We start from the raw sequence: 20,330 nt of genomic DNA, 5'->3' as shown, positions 1-20,330 counted from the left end.
GATGATAAAAATAAACACCTTCCACAATCACGTTGCCGTATTTGGCCTTGGTATCACCGGGGTTGAAGCCGTGCGCGCTTTAAGGGCGGGGGGTGTCAAAGTCACTGCATGGGATGATGACGAAAGCAAACGTAAAGTAGCCGCTGATTTGGGTGCTGATATTCAAGAACTCATTCCAATGCCGGATGGTGTGGAGGCGCTGGTTTTGAGTCCGGGCATTCCGCTCACACATCCCGAGCCTCATAAGGTTGTGACTGTCGCGCAGGAAGCTTCAATTCCTGTCATCGGAGATATTGATCTTTTCGAGGAAGCACGCGCGTCCTTTCCCGCGCCGTCGCAGGTGATTGCAATTACCGGTACTAATGGAAAATCAACCACTGCAGCTTTAACGGCTCATTTGTTGGATGAGAGTGGGTTTAATGTTCAGCTTGGCGGTAATATTGGTCAGTCAGTTCTTGCTCTGAGTCCGGCGGAAGAAAACACCATTTATGTGTTGGAACTGTCTTCTTATCAGATTGATTTGTCGCCTCGATTTAGCCCGGATATTGCTGTGTTGCTGAATTTAAGTCCTGACCACCTTGATCGTCACGGGTCAATGCAAGGATATATTCAAGCCAAATGGCAAATGTTTGAAAACCTCCAGCCTGGCAGCACTGCGATTATTGGTGTGGATGGCTCGGATGAAGCCGCTCTTGCTGAAATTGCAGAAACATATGACGCCATTGTGAGTGTTAGAATTTCTGGTAAGGCAGAAAAAACAGCGAAGGTGTTTTACCTAGAAGGGTGGCTTTATGATCAGGATGGGCCCATTGTTGATCTGTCGGCTATTGCAACGCTTCAAGGCGCGCATAATGGTCAGAATGCTGCCGCGGCTTTTGTTGCCGCGCTCTCTGCAGGAGCCGATAGAGAAGATGTTATAAAAGCCTTTGCAAGCTTTCAGGGGCTCGCGCATCGCATGCAACCTGTTGGGGAAATTGCTGGCGACAACGGCCACGTTCGTTTTGTTAATGACAGTAAGGCCACGAATGCAGAGGCCTCTGCACATGCATTGGCAACTTACGAGAAAATTTACTGGATTGCCGGTGGTCTTCCTAAAGATGGCGGTATTGATCGGTTGCGTCCCTATTTTGAACGTATCGCCTGCGCTTATTTAATAGGCACGGCTTCAGAAGTTTTTTCTCAAACACTTTCAGATACACCACATGTAATATCTGAAACTTTGGACAAAGCTGTGCCCCAGGCAGTGTCCGATGCGCTTGAGGCAGGAGGCGGGGTCGTCTTATTTTCACCGGCCTGTGCGTCCTTTGATCAGTTTGAGAATTTTGAAAAACGCGGCGCAGCTTTTTGTGAATTGGTGAATGACCAAATCTCACTTTTGGGGGCCGTCGCATGATTGGCTTTGGGCGCACAGATAGACATTTTCTAGCCAATTGGTGGTGGACGATTGACCGTTGGTTATTGCTCGGCATTGTCTCCTTAATGATAGTTGGCTTTGTGATGACATTTGCTGCCAGTCCCGTCATCGCGCATAGGCTTGAGATTGACACTTATCATTTTGCCTATCGTCAGATTATTTTTCTCGCCATGGCTTTTGTAGGGATGATAATTGTTTCCCTGTTAGAGCCCGTGCAAATTCGTCGGCTTGCTATGGGGCTTGGTGTGCTTGCGCTTGGTGGCGTATTGCTGACGCTGACAATAGGTTCGGAAATTAAAGGTTCAACGCGATGGTTGCGTATTATGGGCTTTTCGCTTCAACCTTCCGAATTTTTAAAACCATGCTTTGTTGTAGCTGTTGCTTGGTGTTTTGCCATGCAGAATACAAGGCTTGATGTTTCCGGGCGTTTAATTGGATTTGTTTTGCTGATTGTGACGTGCTTCTTACTTTCCCTCCAGCCGGATATCGGTCAGATGATTTTGCTTACCATTGTCTGGACAGCAATGTTTTTTCTTGCTGGTGGTTCTTATTTGTTTTTATCCGCCATGTCTATGACAGGTCTGGGTCTGTTGTTATTTCTGTATCAATCATTCCCACACTTTAAATTCCGGGTAGACAGATTTCTCGACCCATCCCTGGGAGGCACATATCAAACAGATAAGGCGCTTGAAGCATTTAGAAATGGCGGTCTTTTCGGTACTGGGCCAGGTGATGGTAAAATCAAACATGTCTTACCGGACGGTCATACGGATTATGTTTTCGCCGTTGCCGCCGAGGAATTTGGTTTGGTGGTCGGCTTATTAATAATCTGTATTTTTGCAGCGATAATTTTGCGGTGCCTCATGAGTCTGCGTGATAGCCGTGACCATTGGGTGCAGCTTGCAGGCACAGGGCTGGTTATTTTGTTTGGCATGCAAACAATTATTAACATGGCCGTTAATCTTAATCTCATGCCGCCAAAAGGTATGACATTGCCATTCATTTCATATGGCGGATCTTCTCTGCTTGCACTGGCTTTGACCATGGGCATGGTTCTGGCGCTCACGCGTCATTCATCTGGCAAGAAGCGTATTCTTGGCGACGGTTTTGCAGATGAAATACCTCTACATAAAACATTCAATCTGAAGGGCGGTGCCGTATGACAAAGCCAACAATATATTTGGCTGCTGGTGGTACGGGCGGACATTTATTTCCTGCCATTTCGCTGGCGCGTGCATTACAGAAGAAGAATTTCAAAACTATTATTCTGACCGACGCTCGTGCCATGCAATATGCTAGCCAAACCGAAGGTGTTGACCTGCAACTTCTTACCTCTGGATCGATATATAGTGGCGGCAAAGTAAAAAAACTTTTGGCACCTCTCAAGATTCTTTTGGGTGTGCTTCAGGCCATGATAATTATGATTTCAAACCGGCCAGTGGCAGTCATTGGTTTTGGTGGCTATCCTAGTTTCCCGCCATTATTGGCGGCACGACTTTTATTTTGCAAAATTGCCATTCATGAGCAAAATGCGGTTCTCGGACGTGCAAATAGAATGCTTAGTCTTTTAGGTGCACGTATCGCTGCCTCCTATGCAGGAACACGGCATGTCCCGTCAAGTAGTCGCGGCTCAATGGTGGTGACGGGTAACCCTGTAAGACCGGAAGTTTTGAGATATAAGGACTCTGCTTATTCAAGGCCGAATGAGAATGGGGCTTTTAATTTGCTTGTCTTCGGTGGCAGTCAGGGGGCGAGTGTATTTTCAACGCTTCTTCCTGACGCGTTATCTCTGCTTCCACGCGAAAAATTAAATCGCATGCGACTTGTTCAGCAATGCCGCAAAGACGAACTTGCCTCGACCCTGCAAGCTTATGGTGCTTTGGGTATTGATGCAGAGTTGCGAGATTTCTTTGATGATATGCCGCGCCGGATAATGAAGTCGCATCTCGTCATTTCTCGGTCTGGTGCGACAACCATTAGTGAGATGGCGGTTATTGGAAGCCCGTCATTACTCGTGCCATTGCCGCAATCAATTGATCAAGACCAAAAGACAAATGCATTGCAACTTAGCAACCATGAAGCGGCTTGGGTTGTTGATCAAAAAAACCTCACCCCGATAAAGCTCGCTGAGATGATTGGCGAGTTTATGGAGAATCCTCTCAAGCTTGAAACTGCGGCGCGGGCTGCCAAAACGCGCGCTATACCTCAGGCGACTGAAAACCTTGTTGCTTTCGTTGAGACTTATGCAGGTTACACGAATGGTATAAAAATATCTGGAGATGCCGCATGACGCAGCTTTATGAAATGCCATCTCACCCTAACGCCATTGGTTGTGTCCATTTTGTGGGTATTGGCGGTATTGGAATGTCCGGTATTGCAGAAATTATGCATAATCTTGGGTATCACGTTCAGGGGTCGGATGTCAGTGAGAATGCCAATGTCCAGCGGCTCCAAAATATGGGCATTAACATTTTCAAAGGCCATGATGCATCCAATATGGCGGATGTCGCCTTACTGGTAATTTCCTCTGCCATCAAAACGGATGAAAACCCTGAAGTTCTTGCCGCACGAAAAATAAGTATTCCTGTCATCAGGCGTTCGGAAATGCTGGCAGAACTCATGAGGTTGAAATATTGCCTAACTGTTGCCGGTACGCATGGTAAGACAACGACCACATCTATGGTTGCTGCTGTTCTTGATGGGGCGTCGCTCGACCCGACTGTTATTAATGGTGGCGTCATAAATGCCTATGGCACGAATGCGCGTCTTGGTTCAGGTGATTGGATTGTTGTCGAAGCGGATGAAAGCGACGGTACATTTGTCCGTCTGCCATCGACGATTGGAATTGTGACAAATATCGACCCTGAGCATCTGGATTATTATGGGAGTTTTGACGGCCTGAGAGATGCATTTGCGCGTTATGTAGAAAATATTCCTTTTTACGGGGCTGCTTTGATGTGTATTGACAGTCAGGAAGTTCAGAACCTAATGGGACGCATTTCTGATCGGCGTATTACAACTTATGGCCTGTCACCTCAGGCAGATATTCGCGCTGATAATATCTCGGTAGAGGGTCAGAAGACGTTATTTGATGTTGTGATATCTGAACGACGTCTTAATCAAGTTCGGGAAATTCAAGGTTTCTCTCTTCCGATGCTGGGACAGCATAACCTTCAAAACGCACTGGCTGCCATTGCTGCTGGATTGCAACTTGGGGTCACAGATGAGGCAATCAAGCAGGCACTCAGCGAGTTTGGAGGCGTTAAGAGACGCTTCACCCTTACGGGAGAATGGCAAGGCGTTGAAGTGTATGATGACTACGCCCATCATCCAGTCGAAATTAACGCTGTACTTGAAAGTGCCCGCGCTGCGGCGACGGGGAAGGGCGGGAGAGTCACAGCTGTTGTTCAGCCGCATCGTTACACCCGTTTGCGTGATTTGTTTGAGGATTTCTGCACAGCGTTTAATGATGCTGATAGCGTCATTGTTGCGCCGGTCTTTCCGGCTGGAGAAGCACCGATTGAGGGTGTTAATTCCGAAGCTATGGTCACTAATATGATTGCTAAAGGCCATCGCGATGTGAGGCTTTTAGATAGCCCTGAAAATCTATCAAGCTTTATTGCTGATATGACCAGTGACGGTGATGTGGTGATTTGCATGGGTGCTGGCAGTATTACCCAATGGGCAAATGATCTACCTGCTCAACTGGCTGAATTAAAAGAGGCGAGCAAATGAATCTTGCCTTAAAAAATACCGATATGTTGGCGCGCCTTCCACAAGTCCGTGGTGGTTACAGGGAGCAAGCTGACCTGGCGGATGTAAGTTGGTTCCGGGTTGGGGGGTGTGCTGACATTTTGTTTTCTCCTGCCGATGAAGCTGACTTACAAATATTTCTGGCAAACTGCCCCGAAGAAATTCCTGTGACAGTGCTGGGTGCATGCTCGAATACACTTGTGCGCGATGGCGGTGTACCGGGTGTGGTGATTAAGCTCGGCAGACCTTTTGGCGATATTATTATTGGCTCAGATGGTCAGGTGGATGCAGGAGCTGCTGTTCCAGACTTGATGCTGTCCAAGCAGGTTGCTAATGCTGAATTATCCGGTCTGGAATTTTTTCGTGGGATTCCGGGAACTGTCGGTGGTGCACTGCGTATGAATGCCGGTGCGTATGGAAATGACACGGCGACGGTTCTTTCACATGCTTATGCCTATGATAGAAATGGTAAGCGCCATGAAATCCAAGCGCATGAAATGGGTTTCGATTACAGACATTGTGCTCTGCCTCAGGATTTGATTTTCACCGCCGCCCGTTTTCAGACAGTGCCGGGTGATAAGCAGAAGATACTTGCTCAAATGGAAGAGATAAGCGCCTCTCGTGAAGACACCCAGCCGATTAAAACTCGTACAGGCGGGAGCACCTTTAAAAATCCGGGTGGGGCTGATCCTGAAGGTCTCAAGGCGTGGAAGTTGATTGATGCAGCTGGATGTCGCGGTTTGACCCAAGGTGATGCACAGATTTCAGAACTGCACTGCAATTTTTTAATTAATCACGGTAATGCCTCTGCGGCTGATTTGGAAACACTTGGTGAAGTTGTGCGCCAAAGAGTTAAAGATCATTCAGGTGTCACTCTGCAATGGGAAATCAAACGCATTGGCAGGGAGGCGATGTAATGACGAAGAAGCATGTCGCCGTTATTATGGGTGGATGGTCGCCGGAACGCGATATCAGCCTTATTTCAGGTGAAGGGTGCGCCAAAGCTCTTGAAGCATCGAATTATCAGGTCAGTAAAATTGATGCGGGGCGTAATCTCGCTGAGCAATTACAGGCTGTAAAGCCAGATGTTATATTCAATGCTTTACATGGTGTTGGCGGTGAAGATGGGGTTGTTCAGGGTCTCTTTGAATTGCTGGAAATCCCTTACACACATTCAGGCGTGATGGCCTCGGCTTTGGCGATGGATAAAATCCAGGCCAAAAAGATTTTCACTGAAGCGGGATTGTCAGTTGCTCCAGACATGAAAGTTTTTGCAGGAGATATTTCTAATCACCCGATGACACCCCCCTATGTTGTTAAGCCGATTAACCAAGGGTCAAGTGTTGGTATTGAATTGGTGAAGGATTCAACACAGGACATTCCTGAAATCTTAAGAAATTCTGAATGGCCATTAATGGTTGAAGCCTTTGTGCCGGGCAGAGAATTATCTTGTGCAATTTGGCAGGGCAAGCCCTCCGAGGTTATGGAAATTAGAGCCAGTAATGAGTTTTATGACTTTGATGCCAAATATACGGAGGGGGGATCAACTCATATTGTGCCAGCCGATATTTCTGCGGATATTCGCGCGGCTGTACAGGCTCAAACTCTGACAGCGCATGATGCGCTTGGTTGTAAAGGTGTGACCCGCACTGATTTCCGTCTTGATGAAACAGACGGAGGCTATGGATTGATAATCTTGGAGCTGAACACTCAGCCGGGCATGACCACGTTATCTCTGGTGCCAGAAATGGTCGCTTGTGAAGGGGTGAGCTACGAGGAACTGGTTAGCTGGATGGTAGAGGATGCATCATGTCAAAGATAAAACAAAAACTGTCAAACCTCATAAGTGATATGAAAATGTGGTCTCATAATAAGGTTATTGCGCCGATATTGTCGCCGTTAAAAGGTTCAGTAAGCTATTTGAAAAATGCACCAATCCTTCCGGTTATTGCTGGTGCATTGATTGTTGCTTTTATCGTCACCGGTTTAATATTGAACGGATCAGTTCAAAGATTTGGAACTAAATTCGCTGAGAATGTTTCCGCTATGACCCATAAGTCATTAGAAAAAAGCGGTTTTGGTCTCAGGGATGTGACGGTCGAAGGACGCTATAACACCAAACGCGCCGAGCTTCGTCGTGTTGTGCAAGCACGAATTGGTGAAAGCATTTTTAAAATTGATTTGGATGCGACGCGGGTGCGTATCGAAAATTTACCATGGGTGAAATCGGCCACTGTGACACGCGTTTTACCCGATCTTCTGCATATCCAAATCGAAGAACGTAAAGCCTTTGCATTGTGGAAGCATAAAAAAGGCACAGCTTTGATTGACCGTACAGGGGCTATCATCAAAACGCGTAGTCTCGATAAATATGAAACGCTTCCCTATATTAGAGGTAAAAAGTCCGCAACCACCGCCGCGCAACTTTTTGATTTATTGTCAGATTACCCGGTTGTCAGAAATCGCATGATTGGCGCAGAACGTATTAGTGACCGCCGTTGGACGATTTATCTGGATCATGGTGGAGCTATCCATCTACCAGCAGAAAATGTACAAAATGCGCTTAACCTCTTAATGGATATGGAACGTGATAAAAAGGTTCTCGCCATGAAGGGGCGCGTAATAGATTTACGTTTGCCGGATCGTGTTGTTTTGCGCGCGCGCCCACTGCCCATCACATCGTTGTACAGAAAAAGGGATAATACATGAATATTCCTGTTTCGCCATTTACAGCTCAAAAAGATGCCAGTGTCTACAGGGACACGGATTACCGGAGTGGTGTAATCGCTGCTTTGGATATTGGCACGAGTAAAGTGAGTTGTTTTATCGCTCAGAAAATTATTGATGATGATAGCGGTAAATCTGGCATGCGGATTATTGGTGTAGGGCATCAGGTGTCTAAGGGTCTGCGTGGTGGTGTTGTTGTAGATATGGTCGCCGCCGAAAAAAGTATTCGTAAAGCGATAGATGCAGCAGAGCGCATGGCGAATATGATTGTCAAAAAAGTTGTGGTCGGTGTTACGTCACCCAAATTGGCAAGTTCATCTTATAAAATCAGTCTCAATCTGAATGGTTTTGCAGTGAATGATGAGCATATGGGGCAGGCCTTGCTTTTTGCCCGCGATAAATGTCAATCCCCCCAGGTTGAAGTGCTTCATGCCATTCCAGTTAGCTACACAGTTGATGACAGTTTTAATGTTGACGATCCGCGAGGGCTTTTTGGCGAAAAACTAATTGTTAATGCCCATGCAATTACGTCACCTGTCAGGCCGGTCAGAAACTTGCTGGCGTGTATTGAGAAATGTCATCTCAAGGTTGATACGCTTGTTGCTACGCCTTATGCGAGTGCTCTTGCCTGTTTGGTTGAAGATGAAATGGAACTTGGTTCTTTGTCAATTGATATGGGCGGCGGTACGACAGGCTTTACAGTATTCCACAGCGGAGCGCCTGTGTTTACAGGTTCTATTGCTGTTGGTGGTAACCATATTACTGCTGATATCGCGCAGGGACTCGGTGTCTCATTGGCGACAGCCGAACGAATCAAAACGCTTTATGGCTCGGCTTTGAGTGAAACGATAGAAAATGACGAACAATTTGATGTGCCTCTGATTGGTGAAAGTGGTGAGGAAGGGCTGCATAAAATTCAACGTTCCGATATTAGTCGTATCATCCGTCCTCGTATTGAGGAAACATTTGAATTGCTACTTGCTAATCTCAACCGAAGCGGGATTAACAAAACTCATTGCCCCAGAGCTGTTCTAACAGGGGGCGGCGCGATGCTCACAGGGGCGCGGGAACTTGCACAACATATGATTGAACGACAAGTTCGCATGGGCCGTCCTATCAGGCTCTCTGGGCTTCCCGAAGCATCTGCCGGACCTGCTTTCTCAAGTTGTGCCGGTCTTATTGCTTATAAAAAGCGGCGGTCAAACGACATGCTTCCAGCCACACCAAACTTACCGTCTTTTTTTGGAAAGGCCGGAAAATGGCTAAAAAGGAATTTTTAATATGGAAAGAATGCGGATGAATATTGTCTTTCCATTCACGCAAACCGGTCTCGGTTTGTCCCGTTCGGTAGATTTTAGCCGAACACAAATGCTTCAGGTCATGGATCTCACAGTGTATATTACTGAAGGGCCTGATTGCGCTATTTCGGCCCCTAACGGGTGTTCGAAAGAAAGGAGAAAATCATGAGTATCCAACTGACTGTTCCTCCAAAAAGGGAACTTAAACCTCGCATTACCGTCATTGGTGTCGGTGGAGCAGGTGGTAACGCTGTAAATAATATGATTACAGCAGGTCTTGAGGGTGTTGATTTTGTTGTTGCTAATACCGACGCTCAGGCTCTCGCAAACAGTAAAGCAGACCGTCGCATTCAAATTGGCGCGCAACTTACTGAAGGTCTTGGCGCAGGATCTGACCCGGAAGTGGGGCGTGCTGCTGCTGAAGAAGCGATGGCAGAGATTGTCGACCAGATACAAGGTGCGCATATGGCGTTTGTGACTGCAGGCATGGGCGGTGGTACCGGAACAGGCGCTGCGGCTGTTATTGCCCGTGCATGTCGTGAGCAGGGTATCTTAACCATTGGTGTTGTTACCAAGCCATTTGAATTTGAAGGGCCGCGCCGAATGCGGTCTGCAGATACAGGTATTAACGCACTTTCAAAAGAAGTGGATACACTGATTATCATTCCAAACCAGAATCTTTTCCGGGTTGCCAATGAGCAAACGGGTTTTGTTGAAGCCTTTGCTATTGCTGATGAAGTGCTTCATTCAGGCGTTGCGAGTGTAACGGATTTGATGACCAAACCGGGTTTAATTAATCTTGATTTTGCTGATGTCCGCATGGTCATGAATGAAATGGGTAAAGCTATGATGGGAACGGGTGAGGCAGATGGCCCTAATCGGGCTCTTGAAGCTGCTGAAGCTGCAATTGCTAATCCACTTCTGGAAGACGACTCTATGCAGGGCGCGAGTGGGGTGCTTATCAATATTACAGGCGGACAAGATATGACGCTATATGAAGTTGATGAAGCCGCTAACCGCATCAAGCGCGAGGTTGCCACAGATGCAAATATTATTATCGGCGCAATTTATGATGATGCCCTTGCCGGGGTTATCCGCGTATCTGTTGTTGCGACAGGGATTGATGCTGATGAAACTGTGCAACGCGGTCCGCGTGTTGTGCCTATGGAACGCCCAGAAGCAACGGTTGCACCAACTCCACAGGAAACTGCCATTACTGAAGATGATGTTTTGGTTGAAGACAATGATGTCGAAATTCTAGAAATTGATGAAGCGTCAGAATCTATGGTCGAGCAAATGGCCGAGGAAGAGCAGGAGACTGCATCCGTACCTACTTTCCTGGTTCCGAAGCCTGAAGAACCAAGAGTTACAAGACATCGTAAACGCTCCAGAGGTTTCCTTGAGCGTGTTTTAGGGGGGCGCAAGAATGATGAGGAAACATCCGTTCTACTAAACCCTAATGAAGAACCTGTGCCAAGTGAGTCTCAGCAGACCACAGCATCTGTTCAAGAAGCGGAACCTGCTGATGCCGGTATAGTGAATAATGCAGATGTGAGTGAGCCGACTGATGCCACGGATATCAACAATCTGTTCGACTCCGTTGTGACCCATGAGGGGCCCAATGAGCGTATGCAGGAACCTCTTGATAATCCTGTGGAAATTGAAGTTGATGATCCGGTTGTGCCGCCTGAGGAAGCAATTCCAACCCCACGCGAAACAGACCAAAGCGGGTTTCAGGTAACAGCTGAACCCACTTATGCTCCTGAGCCGCCAATGGTTCAAACGAGTATGCAACCTAACATGATATCCGGTTACGAAGATGCACAACTGGATATCCCTGCCTTTCTCCGTCGGCAGGATTAATTCTAACCGCCCTATGAGGTTTGCTTTGAGGATCCATCCAAATCCTCATAGGGTGGTAACTTTCTGAAACTAAGTAACAAATCGAAACAATATGTTATTTGTAATGACGATAGTCCTTTAGTACCTAATACTACGTGATGTATGCACAAACCGTCAGTTTGATACATCAGAATAAAAAAACTTATCCGGTTACGCCGGAAATTTTAAAGGGTTACTTATAAATGGCACCTCCACCCGTATCAGTCGCACAGATACATGAACAGTTTGATGCTGTACCGTTTGCGCGTCTTGCGGCAGCCGAGGGACGCTATCAGACAACTCTTCTTACCTCTGTTTCCTGCGAAGGAACTGGTCTACATTCTGGCGCTGATGTCAAAATCAACATGCGTCCTGCACCTGCGAATACCGGTATTATTTTTGTTAGAACTGATGTTGAAAACCCCGAAGAAGCTGTAATTCCAGCACTTTTTGGTCAGGTCTGTCAGGTCACTTTCTGCACAACTATCGGTAATCAATTCGGTCATTCTGTTGGTACAATCGAGCATTTAATGGCTGCTCTTGCAGGTTTAGGCGTTGATAATGCCATTATTGAAATAGATGGTGCCGAAGTTCCTGTTCTTGATGGTAGTTCTTGCGAATTTGTTAGGCTTATCGAAAGTGTCGGTCTTCAGGATTTACCTGAGTTAAGACGTATGCTTCGCATTACAAAGCCTGTGCGTGTCGAAGATGGTGATAAGTTCTGTGAGCTCATGCCTGATGATGAAAGTGTCTATGAAGCTCAAATTGATTTCGACAATCCTGTTATCGGCACTCAAAGGGGTGAGTTTGTTCTTTCTGGAGATAATTTCCGCGACCAAATTTGTAACGCGCGTACTTTCGGTATGCTCCAGGATGTTCAAGCCATGCACGCCGCAGGTCTAGCTCTTGGCGGCTCTCTGGACAATGCTGTTGTGATTGATGGTGACCGCGTTCTTAATGATGAGGGTCTTAGATTTTCTGATGAGTTTATCCGTCATAAAATTCTTGATGCTGTTGGCGATTTATATCTTGCCGGTGTTCGTATTCTTGGTCGCTATAATGCCCATAAGTCAGGTCACGCCTTACATTATAAGCTTCTCTCAGCTCTTTTTAGTAATGATGATGCTTTTGAAATTATTACCCCTGAAGATTGTGATGCAGTAAAGGTTGTTGCCGCTGAATAATCGTCTGTAATTATTCATTTTTTAATTTTTTCGAGCTTAGACCTTCAATAATTTATACCTATTTCTTATTATGAGAATTATTTTTCTATAAAGCTCTCAAAGGCTTGCTTTCCCTATGAAATGACGTCAAAGTCAGGCTTGCGATTCAAAAATGCGATAATTGATAAATATGACTTCAAAAATGCTTTCACGTCTCTTTTTGCTTCTTATTATGTTCACACTGGTTGCTTGTTCATCTACCAATGATGAACCGGAATATGTTGAGCGGTCTGTTGAAGAGATTTACAATCAAGCATTCGACTCTCTCAAAGAGAGAAACTTCCGTCGGGCGGCACTGGAGTTTGACGAAGTAGAGCGTCAGCACCCATATTCCATATGGGCACGCAGGGCAATGCTGATGTCAGCCTATTCCTATTACCAGCAGAATAAATATTCTGACGCCGTGTTAACAGCACGTCGCTTCTTGGCACTTCATCCGGGTAATAAAAACGCTCCCTATGCCTATTATCTGATAGCCCAAAGCTATTATGAACAAATTTCAGACGTTTCGAGAGATCAGAAAAATACTGAACTTGCGGTTCAAGCGCTTAGAGATGTCATAAGGCGATATCCTGAAACTGATTATGCGCGTGATGCGACTTTGAAACTGGATTTAACCTATGACCATCTCGCAGGTAAGGAGATGGAGGTAGGGCGTTTCTATATGAAGAACCAGTTTTATATTGCCGCCTCTAAGCGATTTAGAAATGTCCTATTGAAATACCAGACCACTTCCCACGTAGAAGAGGCCTTACATCGTTTGACCGAGATATATCTGACACTGGGTATAGAGTCTGAAGCACGCTCTACAGCTGCCGTGCTTGGCTATAATTATCCTGATAGCGAGTGGTATAAAGACAGTTACCGCATGCTTGTAGACCGGGATTTTAGCCCCGAAGTAGAAGAAACCTCTTGGTTTAGAAAATTCTGGCAATCAATTTTCTAGCGTAGGCGCGCAGAGTTGATGCTGGTAAATCTTTCCATAAGAAATATCGTTTTAATAGAAAAGCTAGACCTGACCTGGCGGGCGGGCCTGTGCACGTTAACAGGTGAGACAGGTGCGGGAAAATCCATTTTGCTTGATGCATTGGCTCTGGCAACTGGTGCACGCGGTGATGCCGGGTTGGTTAGAAGTGGGGCAGAGCAAGGAACAGTCACAGCCGCCTTTGATATTCCCGAGGATAAGCTTGTTAAACGCATTATGGAGGAACACGATTTACCCTGTGAAGGACAGATCATCTTGCGTCGTGTTCAGAGTAAAGATGGTCGTTCACGTGCTTTCATCAATGATGCACCCGTAAGTGTTAATTTGCTCAAAACTATCGGTTCCGAATTGGTTGAAATCCATGGTCAGAATGAAAGCCAATCTCTTACGGACGGGCCAGTTCAATTATCACTGCTCGATTCCTATGCTGGGCACGGAGACAAGGTTGATGCGCTGAAACAAAAATATAGTCATTTGATGGAATGTGAGGAGCAATTAGAGCTTTATAAAAATGCCAGTGATCGCGCCGCTGCTGAAGAAGATTTTTTACGTCATGCCCTTAAAGAGCTTGAGAAAATTGACCCAAAAGAGGGCGAGGAAGAGAGTCTGTCGGAAGAGCGCACACTCTTGATGAATTCTGAAAAAATAGCCGGATATATCGCAGAAGCATTGGTTCTTATGGAGGGTGACAAAGCGCTACAATCGTCACTTAACGGTGCGCTTCGCCAATTGGAGAAAGTCTCGGATCAGGCCGCTGGTCGTCTCGATACCACAATTACTGCGTTAGAACGGGCAGTTATAGAGGCGGATGAAGCCCAGACACAATTACTCGAAGCTTCACGGGACTTGGTATACGACCCGCAAAGATTGGAGCAAGTTGAAGAAAGGCTATTTGGTTTAAAAGCTTTGGCGCGCAAGCATGCTGTTCAAGTTGATCAATTACCTGCCACTAAAACCATGCTTCAACAACAACTTGACGATATTGAAAGCGGTGCAGACAGGTTAAATGAGCTACAGCAAAATGTCGAAAAAGCTTTTAAAGATTATGAAGTTTTAGCGCTGAGTATTTCTAAAACCCGTCAGCAAGCGGCACTAAAGCTCGACAAAACTGTTATGAAGGAGCTTGAGCCCCTCAAGCTAAATGGTGGTGGTTTTCAAACTGTGTTGTCTCATGTTACCCCTTCAATGGGTACAGCGACTGGAATTGACAGTGTACAGTTTATGGCGAGTACAAATCCGGGTATGCCTGCCGGGCCAATATCTAAAATAGCGTCAGGTGGGGAACTGGCACGTTTCATGTTAGCTCTCAAAGTTGCGTTGGCGGAAGCCAGTGAACCTCTGACCATGATATTTGATGAAGTTGATGCGGGCGTGGGTGGTGCTGTTGCTGAAGCTGTAGGTAGTCGTCTGAAGTTACTTGCAGAAAATGGCCAGGTTCTTGTTGTGACCCATTCTCCTCAAGTGGCAGCGTGTGGTAATCATCACTGGTTAATCAGTAAATCTGTCGATGATGACAGCACAATGACTCGTGTTGAAGAACTTTCCACTCAAAACAGAGAAGAAGAAATTGCCCGGATGCTCGCGGGTGCTTCTGTGACAGAAGAAGCGCGTGCCGCAGCAGTTAGATTGCTGGGTGGGCAATTATGAAATGGCGGTCTATCTCGGTCGAAGTACTTACCAGCGCACAAGCGGCTGAAGAATTAAAGGCGCTTGCCAGTGAAATAGCTGGACATGATGTAGCCTATTATCAAAATGATGACCCAAATATTTCAGATGCTAATTATGATGCGTTGCGGCTGAGAAATCAGGCTATTGAAGAACGCTTTCCAGATTTGAAACGTGCAGATAGTCCGAGTGACAAAGTCGGCGTTACGCCCGAAAGTGGGTTTGGGAAAATCCAGCACGCAGTCCCCATGCTCTCTTTGGGTAATGCATTTAATGTTCAGGATTTGGAAGACTTTGACACCCGTATAAGACGTTTTTTAAGTTTGGATGAAGCAGAAACTATCTCCTATACATCCGAGCCAAAAATTGACGGCCTTTCTGCAAGCCTTCGTTATGAAAAAGGCATTTTTGTAAAAGGGGCGACACGGGGTGATGGTCAAGTAGGTGAGGACATTACCGAGAATCTCAAGACACTTAAAGATGTCCCCTTAACCCTCCCAGCGGGTGTGCCAGATATTGTCGAAATTCGCGGTGAGGTCTATATGGCGCATGAGGATTTTGAAATTCTTAATCGTCAGCAAACTGAAAAGGGGCGTAAACCCTTTGCTAATCCTCGCAATGCTGCAGCAGGTAGTCTGCGGCAATTAGATGCTAGAATTACTGCTGACCGCCCATTGAAGTTTTTCGCTTATACGTGGGGGGAGATGTCCGACATGCCTTCTGATACGCAATCGGGCATGATCACTTGTTTTGACAAGTGGGGATTTACGGTGAATCAAGATTTCAAAGTTTTGAAAGATGTTGCCGCCCTGAATGATCACTGGCGGGATATTGAAGAACGCCGTTCTTTACTTGGTTATGATATTGACGGCATGGTTTATAAAATTGATCGTCTTGATTGGCAAAGCCGCTTAGGGTTTGTGTCACGCGCGCCCCGTTGGGCGATTGCCCATAAATTTCCGGCAGAAAAAGCTATTACGAAACTTTTGGATATTGATATTCAAGTCGGACGTACGGGTGCGCTTACGCCTGTAGCAAAGCTAAAAAAAGTGACGGTAGGTGGCGTGGAAGTGTCTAATGCAACACTGCACAATGCTCATGAAATTAAACGTCTTGATGTTCGACTTAATGATTTTGTGGTTGTGCAGCGTGCTGGCGATGTTATCCCCCAAATTGTTGAGGTACTGATAGAAAAAAGGGAAGGGGAGCCGCAAGAATATCAATTCCCTGATAATTGCCCTGCCTGCGGCGCGCAAGCCTTTCATGAAATACGTGCGGATGGTGAGCAAGATGCCGTAAAGCGATGTTCAGGCGGGCTAAGTTGCCCTGCGCAAGCCAAAGAAAGATTGAAACATTTTGTTTCCCGCTCGGCTTTAGATATTGATGGTCTTGGGGATAAGCAAATTGATGAATTTTGGGCTTATGATTTGCTCAGAACTCCAGTTGATATCTTCAATTTACACCAAAAAGCTGACGAAGCGCCTGAGATTTGGCTCTATACATCGGGAAAAAATAAAGGGCAACTCAAAGACAGTCTTACAAAATTGTTTTTGGCGATTGAAAAAGCCAAAAAGCCAGACCTTGATCGTTTTTTATTTGCGCTTGGTATTCGTCAAGTCGGTGAGACAACAGCGAGACTACTGGCACGGCGATATAAAACGCTCGAAGGATTTCGTGATGCTGTTCTTTCCATGTGTGAGGGGCATGAAGCGAGCAAAGAAGAATTGGCATCCATAGATGGTGTCGGGAATACTATGGTTGAGTCTTTGCTAACTTTTTTTGCCGAGCCACATAATCTCGATATTATAAATGGGCTCATAAATGTCGGCGTGGCTCCTGTCTCACTTCCTGAAGCAGAAAACAACACACCCATATCTGGTAAAATAGTTGTCTTCACTGGTACGCTTGCACGGATGACACGCGCCGAGGCCAAAGCCCGTGCTGAGAAGATGGGTGCTAAAGTTTCGGGTTCTGTATCAGAGAAAACCGATATTTTGGTAGCAGGGGAAAGTGCAGGTTCAAAGCTTAAAAAAGCTGAAGAACTTGGTATTGAAACCCTGACAGAAGATGAATGGTTGGAGATTGCAGCTTCTACCTGAAGCTTTCGGCAAATAAATCTAATTTTTGTTTGGTAGGGAAGTTAACCACGACTGCACTGTCAAAACATAATTTTTGTAACTTATGCAGGTCGTTCATATCCTGCACCTGACCCTTATCATGTGTCCATCTTTCCCCGTATCTGTCAAACGCTTTACGGAGTCGTGTAATTTGTCTCTCAGTCATTTTCCCACTATTTTTCATATCCCGAGCAACGTCAAGAACGCTCAGTGGAGGTAGGTTATTTTCTGAACAATATTTTAATACCAGATTAAGATGTATGTAGAGAAGCGGATAAACTAATGGCCAATCCTGATCAGGGATTTTATAAAACCGTTTAAACTCTATGAAAGATATAAATTGGCGTTGCTTCGCGCAAGACAAGAGAAATTTAACAGATGTTTCAATATCGTATTTAAATTCAGAAGGGGGCGAGCTTTAGTTCTCAGCACTTTTCTTTTGATTATTTTTTTATTCATAGCATTTCTTTTTGGCATTTCTTTTTGCGCGTTTATTCCCCCCTTATTACATTTCATGCATAACAGGTTAATACGGGCAAATACTACCAACTGAGGATAGTGATAATTTTTTTCTAAACTCTAAATTGATTATCTGGCGACTAAAGTGGTGCACAACTGTGCTGAAGCCATGCCTTTGTGTCGGCTTCTAATAGCGAGGAGAGCGTATCAAAAACTTGCTTATGATAGTTATTTAGCCATTCTCGTTCTTGGGTGACGAGCAAATCTACGTTTATCAGTCTTTTGTCAATTGGTGCGAGTGTCAGCACTTCAAAGCCCATCATTTGACGCTGTCCGTCATTAATTTTTTCGGGAGAGGTCACAAATTGTAAGTTTTCAATCCGGACTCCAAATTCACCTTTTTGATAAAACCCCGGTTCATTGGAAACAATCATCCCTGGCATAAGTGCCTGAGTACCCCCTTTAGAAATGCGCTGTGGCCCTTCATGGACTGATAGATAACTTCCAACACCATGACCTGTGCCATGATCAAAATCCAATCCTCCAGCCCAAAGAGGTGCTCTTGCTAATGCATCAAGCGCTACGCCGTCTGTATTTTCTGGAAACCGTGCTGTCGCTAACGCGATGTGGCCTTTTAAAACGCGGGTAAATGCCTCAATCGCCATGTCGGGTGGAGGTGCGCCATCAATAAGCACTGTTCGCGTGACATCTGTTGTGCCGTCCAGATATTGTCCGCCACTATCGACAAGATATAAATCCCCCGCCTGTAACGTACGGTTACTTTCATTATTGACGCGGTAGTGAACAATCGCCCCATTTGGCCCGCTACCTGAAATCGTGTCAAAGCTTAAGTCTTTCAATTCGCCTGTCTCTTGTCGGCATTGTTCCAAATAACTGACAGCATCTATTTCTGAAACACTTCCTGCAGGCGCAGTTATATCGAGCCAGTGTAAAAATTTGCATAGCGCGGCGCCGTCGCGGATATGCGCGGCTTTTGCGCCTTCAATTTCTATGGGGTTCTTACAGGCTTTTTTAAGATTACAAGGGTCTTTGCCTTCCACTGCTTTGTCTTGCAAAATATTCTTGAAATATTGCGGCGTATGCGACGGATCAACTACCACATTGCCTGTCAGCTTCTCAAGATATGTCTTCATATCCTGGGGGGGAATAATTTCGACATCGCTTCCAAGGTGTGCCTGAAGGTCGCTCGATAACCTATCAGGATTGATAAACCATGCTACGGATGCATCTTTTTTTAAAACCGCAAAGCTAAGTGCAAAGGGGGTGCGTGGTACATCGTTTCCGCGAATGTTTAAAAGCCACGCACTATTTTCAGGCTGTGTGATAAGTAAAGCATCAGCTTGTTCAGTGGTTAATTGTGCCGCAATATTATCGCGCTTATCAGAGCTACTCTGTCCGGCATAGGCGTCGTTATGAAGGTGAATATCGCCATTTGGTGGATCAGGACGGTCAGTCCATAGAGAGTCAATTAGATTATCGTCAAGCGGTGTCAGTGTGATGTCTTGCTTATCCAATGCGGCTGAAAGCTTTTTAATTTGAGCGATGCTGTGGAGCTTTGGGTCATATGCAATTTTATCGCCTGAAACTAGATTTTCAGAGAGCCAGGAATGAATAGACACCTGCATGATAGGAACAATCGTCAAACTTTCTGTGTCGATATAGTTTTCAGCTTCCAAAGTATAGCGTCCGTCCAGAAACAAAGCAGCTTTACTTTTGAGTATAATGGCAATGCCTGCTGACCCACCAAAGCCGGTGAGCCATTTCAACCTTTCACCGCAGGCCGGGACATATTCTCCCATAAACTCATCTTCTCGCGGCACAATAAAGCCATCGATATCTGCATTGTCCATTTCAAGACGCAGAAGCGCCAGTTTTGAGGCGGCTTGATCTGGTTGTGCATTGTTATCAAATTTTTGAAGCATGAATTGAGCTTATCTCCGAAAGCATAAGGTCGTCCATTCATCTAATATAATTTTTTCCTGAAGGCACAAGCCAAATTGTCTCATAGTGGCGGTAATTTGTTGTTGTTGTGTATTTAATATGCCTGACAGTATCAAACTGCCGCCTCTATTCGGGTATAGCGGTGGAGATAATCTATTAGTTAAGTCGTGGGCAAGCCTTTTGAGTGTATTCGACAGAATATTCGCGACAATTAGATCAAAGGTTTTTTGCCCCCTTTCTAACCGATTAAAACCGTCACTTTCATGTACCTGAACAAGATGGTGGACATGATTGAGACAGCTGTTTTTTTGCGTCATGGCGACGGCTTCAGGGTCAATGTCACTGGCTTTTATCTTCTTGTGTGTCGCTTTTGCCAATGCAATGGCAAGAATGCCACTACCGCACCCAAGATCGAGTATATGTTTTGGTTGTGTGCGCTTTAATAATTTATCCAGCATCATCAAACAACCACGGGTCGTTTGATGATGACCTGAACCGAATGCCCGACCAGCTTGCAACTCAATGTTTATCAGGCCATTCGGGTGTTTTGGTTGGTTTAGCTTCTCAAAAATAAAAAATGGTGGTTGCTTGATAACAGGCAGGCCAGTTTGACTATGACTGACCCAATCCAATGGAGGTAGAATTTCGGTTGTAAGGTTTTGATGAGGCGGAAGGGTTTCTTCCAGCCTGTTTAAGTCTGGTTGCGTATGAAAATAGGCCTCAATATGTGTCCGATTACCTGAAGCAGTCACAAAGACAGCACCCGCACCGGCTTCAGAGAGACTTTCCTCTGCAGCGTCTGCATTATTGGTGGTCAGAATCACTTTCCAAATTTGCATGTCTTAA

At 45.7% G+C, this 20,330-nt stretch carries 17 protein-coding genes; 14 read left to right on the top strand and 3 right to left on the bottom strand.

Annotated features, from left to right (window positions below):
* Position 1: 1 nt before the first annotated feature.
* The 14 genes from murD to ligA all read left to right on the top strand — a co-directional run bounded on the left by murD (position 2) and on the right by ligA (position 17,045).
* The gene (gene murD / locus RS24_RS03175) at positions 2 to 1,393 is read left to right on the top strand and encodes a UDP-N-acetylmuramoyl-L-alanine--D-glutamate ligase (protein ID WP_021776742.1); all 1,392 of its coding nucleotides are present in this window, start codon (positions 2 to 4) and stop codon (positions 1,391 to 1,393) included.
* On the top strand, positions 1,390 to 2,577 hold the full coding sequence (locus RS24_RS03170; protein WP_021776741.1) for an FtsW/RodA/SpoVE family cell cycle protein: 1,188 nt from the start codon (positions 1,390 to 1,392) through the stop codon (positions 2,575 to 2,577). The genes murD and RS24_RS03170 overlap by 4 nt, the downstream gene beginning before the upstream one ends.
* The gene (gene murG, locus RS24_RS03165) at positions 2,574 to 3,704 is read left to right on the top strand and encodes an undecaprenyldiphospho-muramoylpentapeptide beta-N-acetylglucosaminyltransferase (protein ID WP_021776740.1); all 1,131 of its coding nucleotides are present in this window, start codon (positions 2,574 to 2,576) and stop codon (positions 3,702 to 3,704) included. The genes RS24_RS03170 and murG overlap by 4 nt, the downstream gene beginning before the upstream one ends.
* 14 nt (positions 3,705 to 3,718) lie before the next feature.
* Entirely contained in the window at positions 3,719 to 5,149 is a 1,431-nt protein-coding gene (gene murC / locus RS24_RS03160) for a UDP-N-acetylmuramate--L-alanine ligase (protein ID WP_038300617.1), read from the top strand.
* Positions 5,146 to 6,084: a UDP-N-acetylmuramate dehydrogenase gene (murB, locus tag RS24_RS03155; RefSeq protein WP_021776738.1), complete on the top strand. Its 939-nt coding sequence runs from the start codon at positions 5,146 to 5,148 to the stop codon at positions 6,082 to 6,084. Before murC ends, murB begins: the two co-directional genes overlap by 4 nt.
* Positions 6,084 to 6,989 (top strand): D-alanine--D-alanine ligase, encoded by a 906-nt coding sequence (locus tag RS24_RS03150; protein ID WP_021776737.1) that lies wholly within the window; start codon positions 6,084 to 6,086, stop codon positions 6,987 to 6,989. Before murB ends, RS24_RS03150 begins: the two co-directional genes overlap by 1 nt.
* Positions 6,977 to 7,876, top strand: a complete 900-nt coding sequence (locus RS24_RS03145; protein ID WP_021776736.1) for a cell division protein FtsQ/DivIB — start codon at positions 6,977 to 6,979, stop codon at positions 7,874 to 7,876. The genes RS24_RS03150 and RS24_RS03145 overlap by 13 nt, the downstream gene beginning before the upstream one ends.
* Positions 7,873 to 9,174 (top strand): cell division protein FtsA, encoded by a 1,302-nt coding sequence (ftsA, locus tag RS24_RS03140; protein WP_021776735.1) that lies wholly within the window; start codon positions 7,873 to 7,875, stop codon positions 9,172 to 9,174. Before RS24_RS03145 ends, ftsA begins: the two co-directional genes overlap by 4 nt.
* A 1-nt stretch (position 9,175) precedes the next feature.
* A complete protein-coding gene (locus RS24_RS03135; RefSeq protein WP_021776734.1) occupies positions 9,176 to 9,361 on the top strand; it encodes a hypothetical protein in 186 nt (61 codons plus the stop codon).
* Positions 9,358 to 11,055 (top strand): cell division protein FtsZ, encoded by a 1,698-nt coding sequence (ftsZ, locus tag RS24_RS03130; protein WP_021776733.1) that lies wholly within the window; start codon positions 9,358 to 9,360, stop codon positions 11,053 to 11,055. Before RS24_RS03135 ends, ftsZ begins: the two co-directional genes overlap by 4 nt.
* A 221-nt stretch (positions 11,056 to 11,276) precedes the next feature.
* Positions 11,277 to 12,257: a UDP-3-O-acyl-N-acetylglucosamine deacetylase gene (lpxC, locus tag RS24_RS03125; protein WP_021776732.1), complete on the top strand. Its 981-nt coding sequence runs from the start codon at positions 11,277 to 11,279 to the stop codon at positions 12,255 to 12,257.
* A gap of 181 nt (positions 12,258 to 12,438) precedes the next feature.
* A complete protein-coding gene (locus tag RS24_RS03120) occupies positions 12,439 to 13,242 on the top strand; it encodes an outer membrane protein assembly factor BamD (RefSeq protein WP_021776731.1) in 804 nt (267 codons plus the stop codon).
* A gap of 18 nt (positions 13,243 to 13,260) precedes the next feature.
* A complete protein-coding gene (gene recN / locus RS24_RS03115) occupies positions 13,261 to 14,928 on the top strand; it encodes a DNA repair protein RecN (RefSeq protein ID WP_021776730.1) in 1,668 nt (555 codons plus the stop codon).
* Complete coding sequence (ligA, locus tag RS24_RS03110) at positions 14,925 to 17,045, top strand: NAD-dependent DNA ligase LigA (RefSeq protein WP_021776729.1); 2,121 nt, start codon at positions 14,925 to 14,927, stop codon at positions 17,043 to 17,045. Before recN ends, ligA begins: the two co-directional genes overlap by 4 nt.
* On the opposite strand, the gene RS24_RS09940 is transcribed toward ligA, so the two are convergent.
* The 3 genes from RS24_RS09940 to RS24_RS09665 form a co-directional block, all read right to left on the bottom strand.
* Complete coding sequence (locus RS24_RS09940; RefSeq protein ID WP_131443715.1) at positions 17,038 to 17,229, bottom strand: hypothetical protein; 192 nt, start codon at positions 17,227 to 17,229, stop codon at positions 17,038 to 17,040. The genes ligA and RS24_RS09940 overlap by 8 nt on opposite strands.
* Before the next feature lie 433 nt (positions 17,230 to 17,662).
* Positions 17,663 to 19,465, bottom strand: coding sequence for an aminopeptidase P family protein (locus tag RS24_RS03100; RefSeq protein WP_021776727.1), 1,803 nt, complete (start codon positions 19,463 to 19,465; stop codon positions 17,663 to 17,665).
* Between the two features lie 9 nt (positions 19,466 to 19,474).
* Positions 19,475 to 20,323, bottom strand: a complete 849-nt coding sequence (locus tag RS24_RS09665; RefSeq protein ID WP_021776726.1) for a 50S ribosomal protein L11 methyltransferase — start codon at positions 20,321 to 20,323, stop codon at positions 19,475 to 19,477.
* Positions 20,324 to 20,330: the final 7 nt, after the last annotated feature.

The sequence above is a fragment of the Candidatus Micropelagos thuwalensis genome (assembly GCF_000469155.1).
Lineage (GTDB): Bacteria > Pseudomonadota > Alphaproteobacteria > RS24 > RS24 > Micropelagius > Micropelagius thuwalensis.
The sequence above is the reverse complement of the archived record's forward strand: the minus strand, read 5'-3'. Positions and strand labels throughout refer to the sequence as shown.

Excerpts from the sequence above, each read along its gene's own strand:
- murD (WP_021776742.1), top strand. The coding sequence starts at position 2 with ATGATAAAAATAAACACCTTCCACAATCACGTTGCCGTATTTGGCCTT.
- RS24_RS03170 (WP_021776741.1), top strand. The coding sequence starts at position 1,390 with ATGATTGGCTTTGGGCGCACAGATAGACATTTTCTAGCCAATTGGTGG.
- murG (WP_021776740.1), top strand. The coding sequence starts at position 2,574 with ATGACAAAGCCAACAATATATTTGGCTGCTGGTGGTACGGGCGGACAT.
- murC (WP_038300617.1), top strand. The coding sequence starts at position 3,719 with ATGCCATCTCACCCTAACGCCATTGGTTGTGTCCATTTTGTGGGTATT.
- murB (WP_021776738.1), top strand. The coding sequence starts at position 5,146 with ATGAATCTTGCCTTAAAAAATACCGATATGTTGGCGCGCCTTCCACAA.
- RS24_RS03150 (WP_021776737.1), top strand. The coding sequence starts at position 6,084 with ATGACGAAGAAGCATGTCGCCGTTATTATGGGTGGATGGTCGCCGGAA.
- RS24_RS03145 (WP_021776736.1), top strand. The coding sequence starts at position 6,977 with ATGTCAAAGATAAAACAAAAACTGTCAAACCTCATAAGTGATATGAAA.
- ftsA (WP_021776735.1), top strand. The coding sequence starts at position 7,873 with ATGAATATTCCTGTTTCGCCATTTACAGCTCAAAAAGATGCCAGTGTC.
- RS24_RS03135 (WP_021776734.1), top strand. The coding sequence starts at position 9,176 with ATGGAAAGAATGCGGATGAATATTGTCTTTCCATTCACGCAAACCGGT.
- ftsZ (WP_021776733.1), top strand. The coding sequence starts at position 9,358 with ATGAGTATCCAACTGACTGTTCCTCCAAAAAGGGAACTTAAACCTCGC.
- lpxC (WP_021776732.1), top strand. The coding sequence starts at position 11,277 with ATGGCACCTCCACCCGTATCAGTCGCACAGATACATGAACAGTTTGAT.
- RS24_RS03120 (WP_021776731.1), top strand. The coding sequence starts at position 12,439 with ATGCTTTCACGTCTCTTTTTGCTTCTTATTATGTTCACACTGGTTGCT.
- recN (WP_021776730.1), top strand. The coding sequence starts at position 13,261 with ATGCTGGTAAATCTTTCCATAAGAAATATCGTTTTAATAGAAAAGCTA.
- ligA (WP_021776729.1), top strand. The coding sequence starts at position 14,925 with ATGAAATGGCGGTCTATCTCGGTCGAAGTACTTACCAGCGCACAAGCG.
- RS24_RS09940 (WP_131443715.1), bottom strand. The coding sequence starts at position 17,229 with ATGACTGAGAGACAAATTACACGACTCCGTAAAGCGTTTGACAGATAC.
- RS24_RS03100 (WP_021776727.1), bottom strand. The coding sequence starts at position 19,465 with ATGCTTCAAAAATTTGATAACAATGCACAACCAGATCAAGCCGCCTCA.
- RS24_RS09665 (WP_021776726.1), bottom strand. The coding sequence starts at position 20,323 with ATGCAAATTTGGAAAGTGATTCTGACCACCAATAATGCAGACGCTGCA.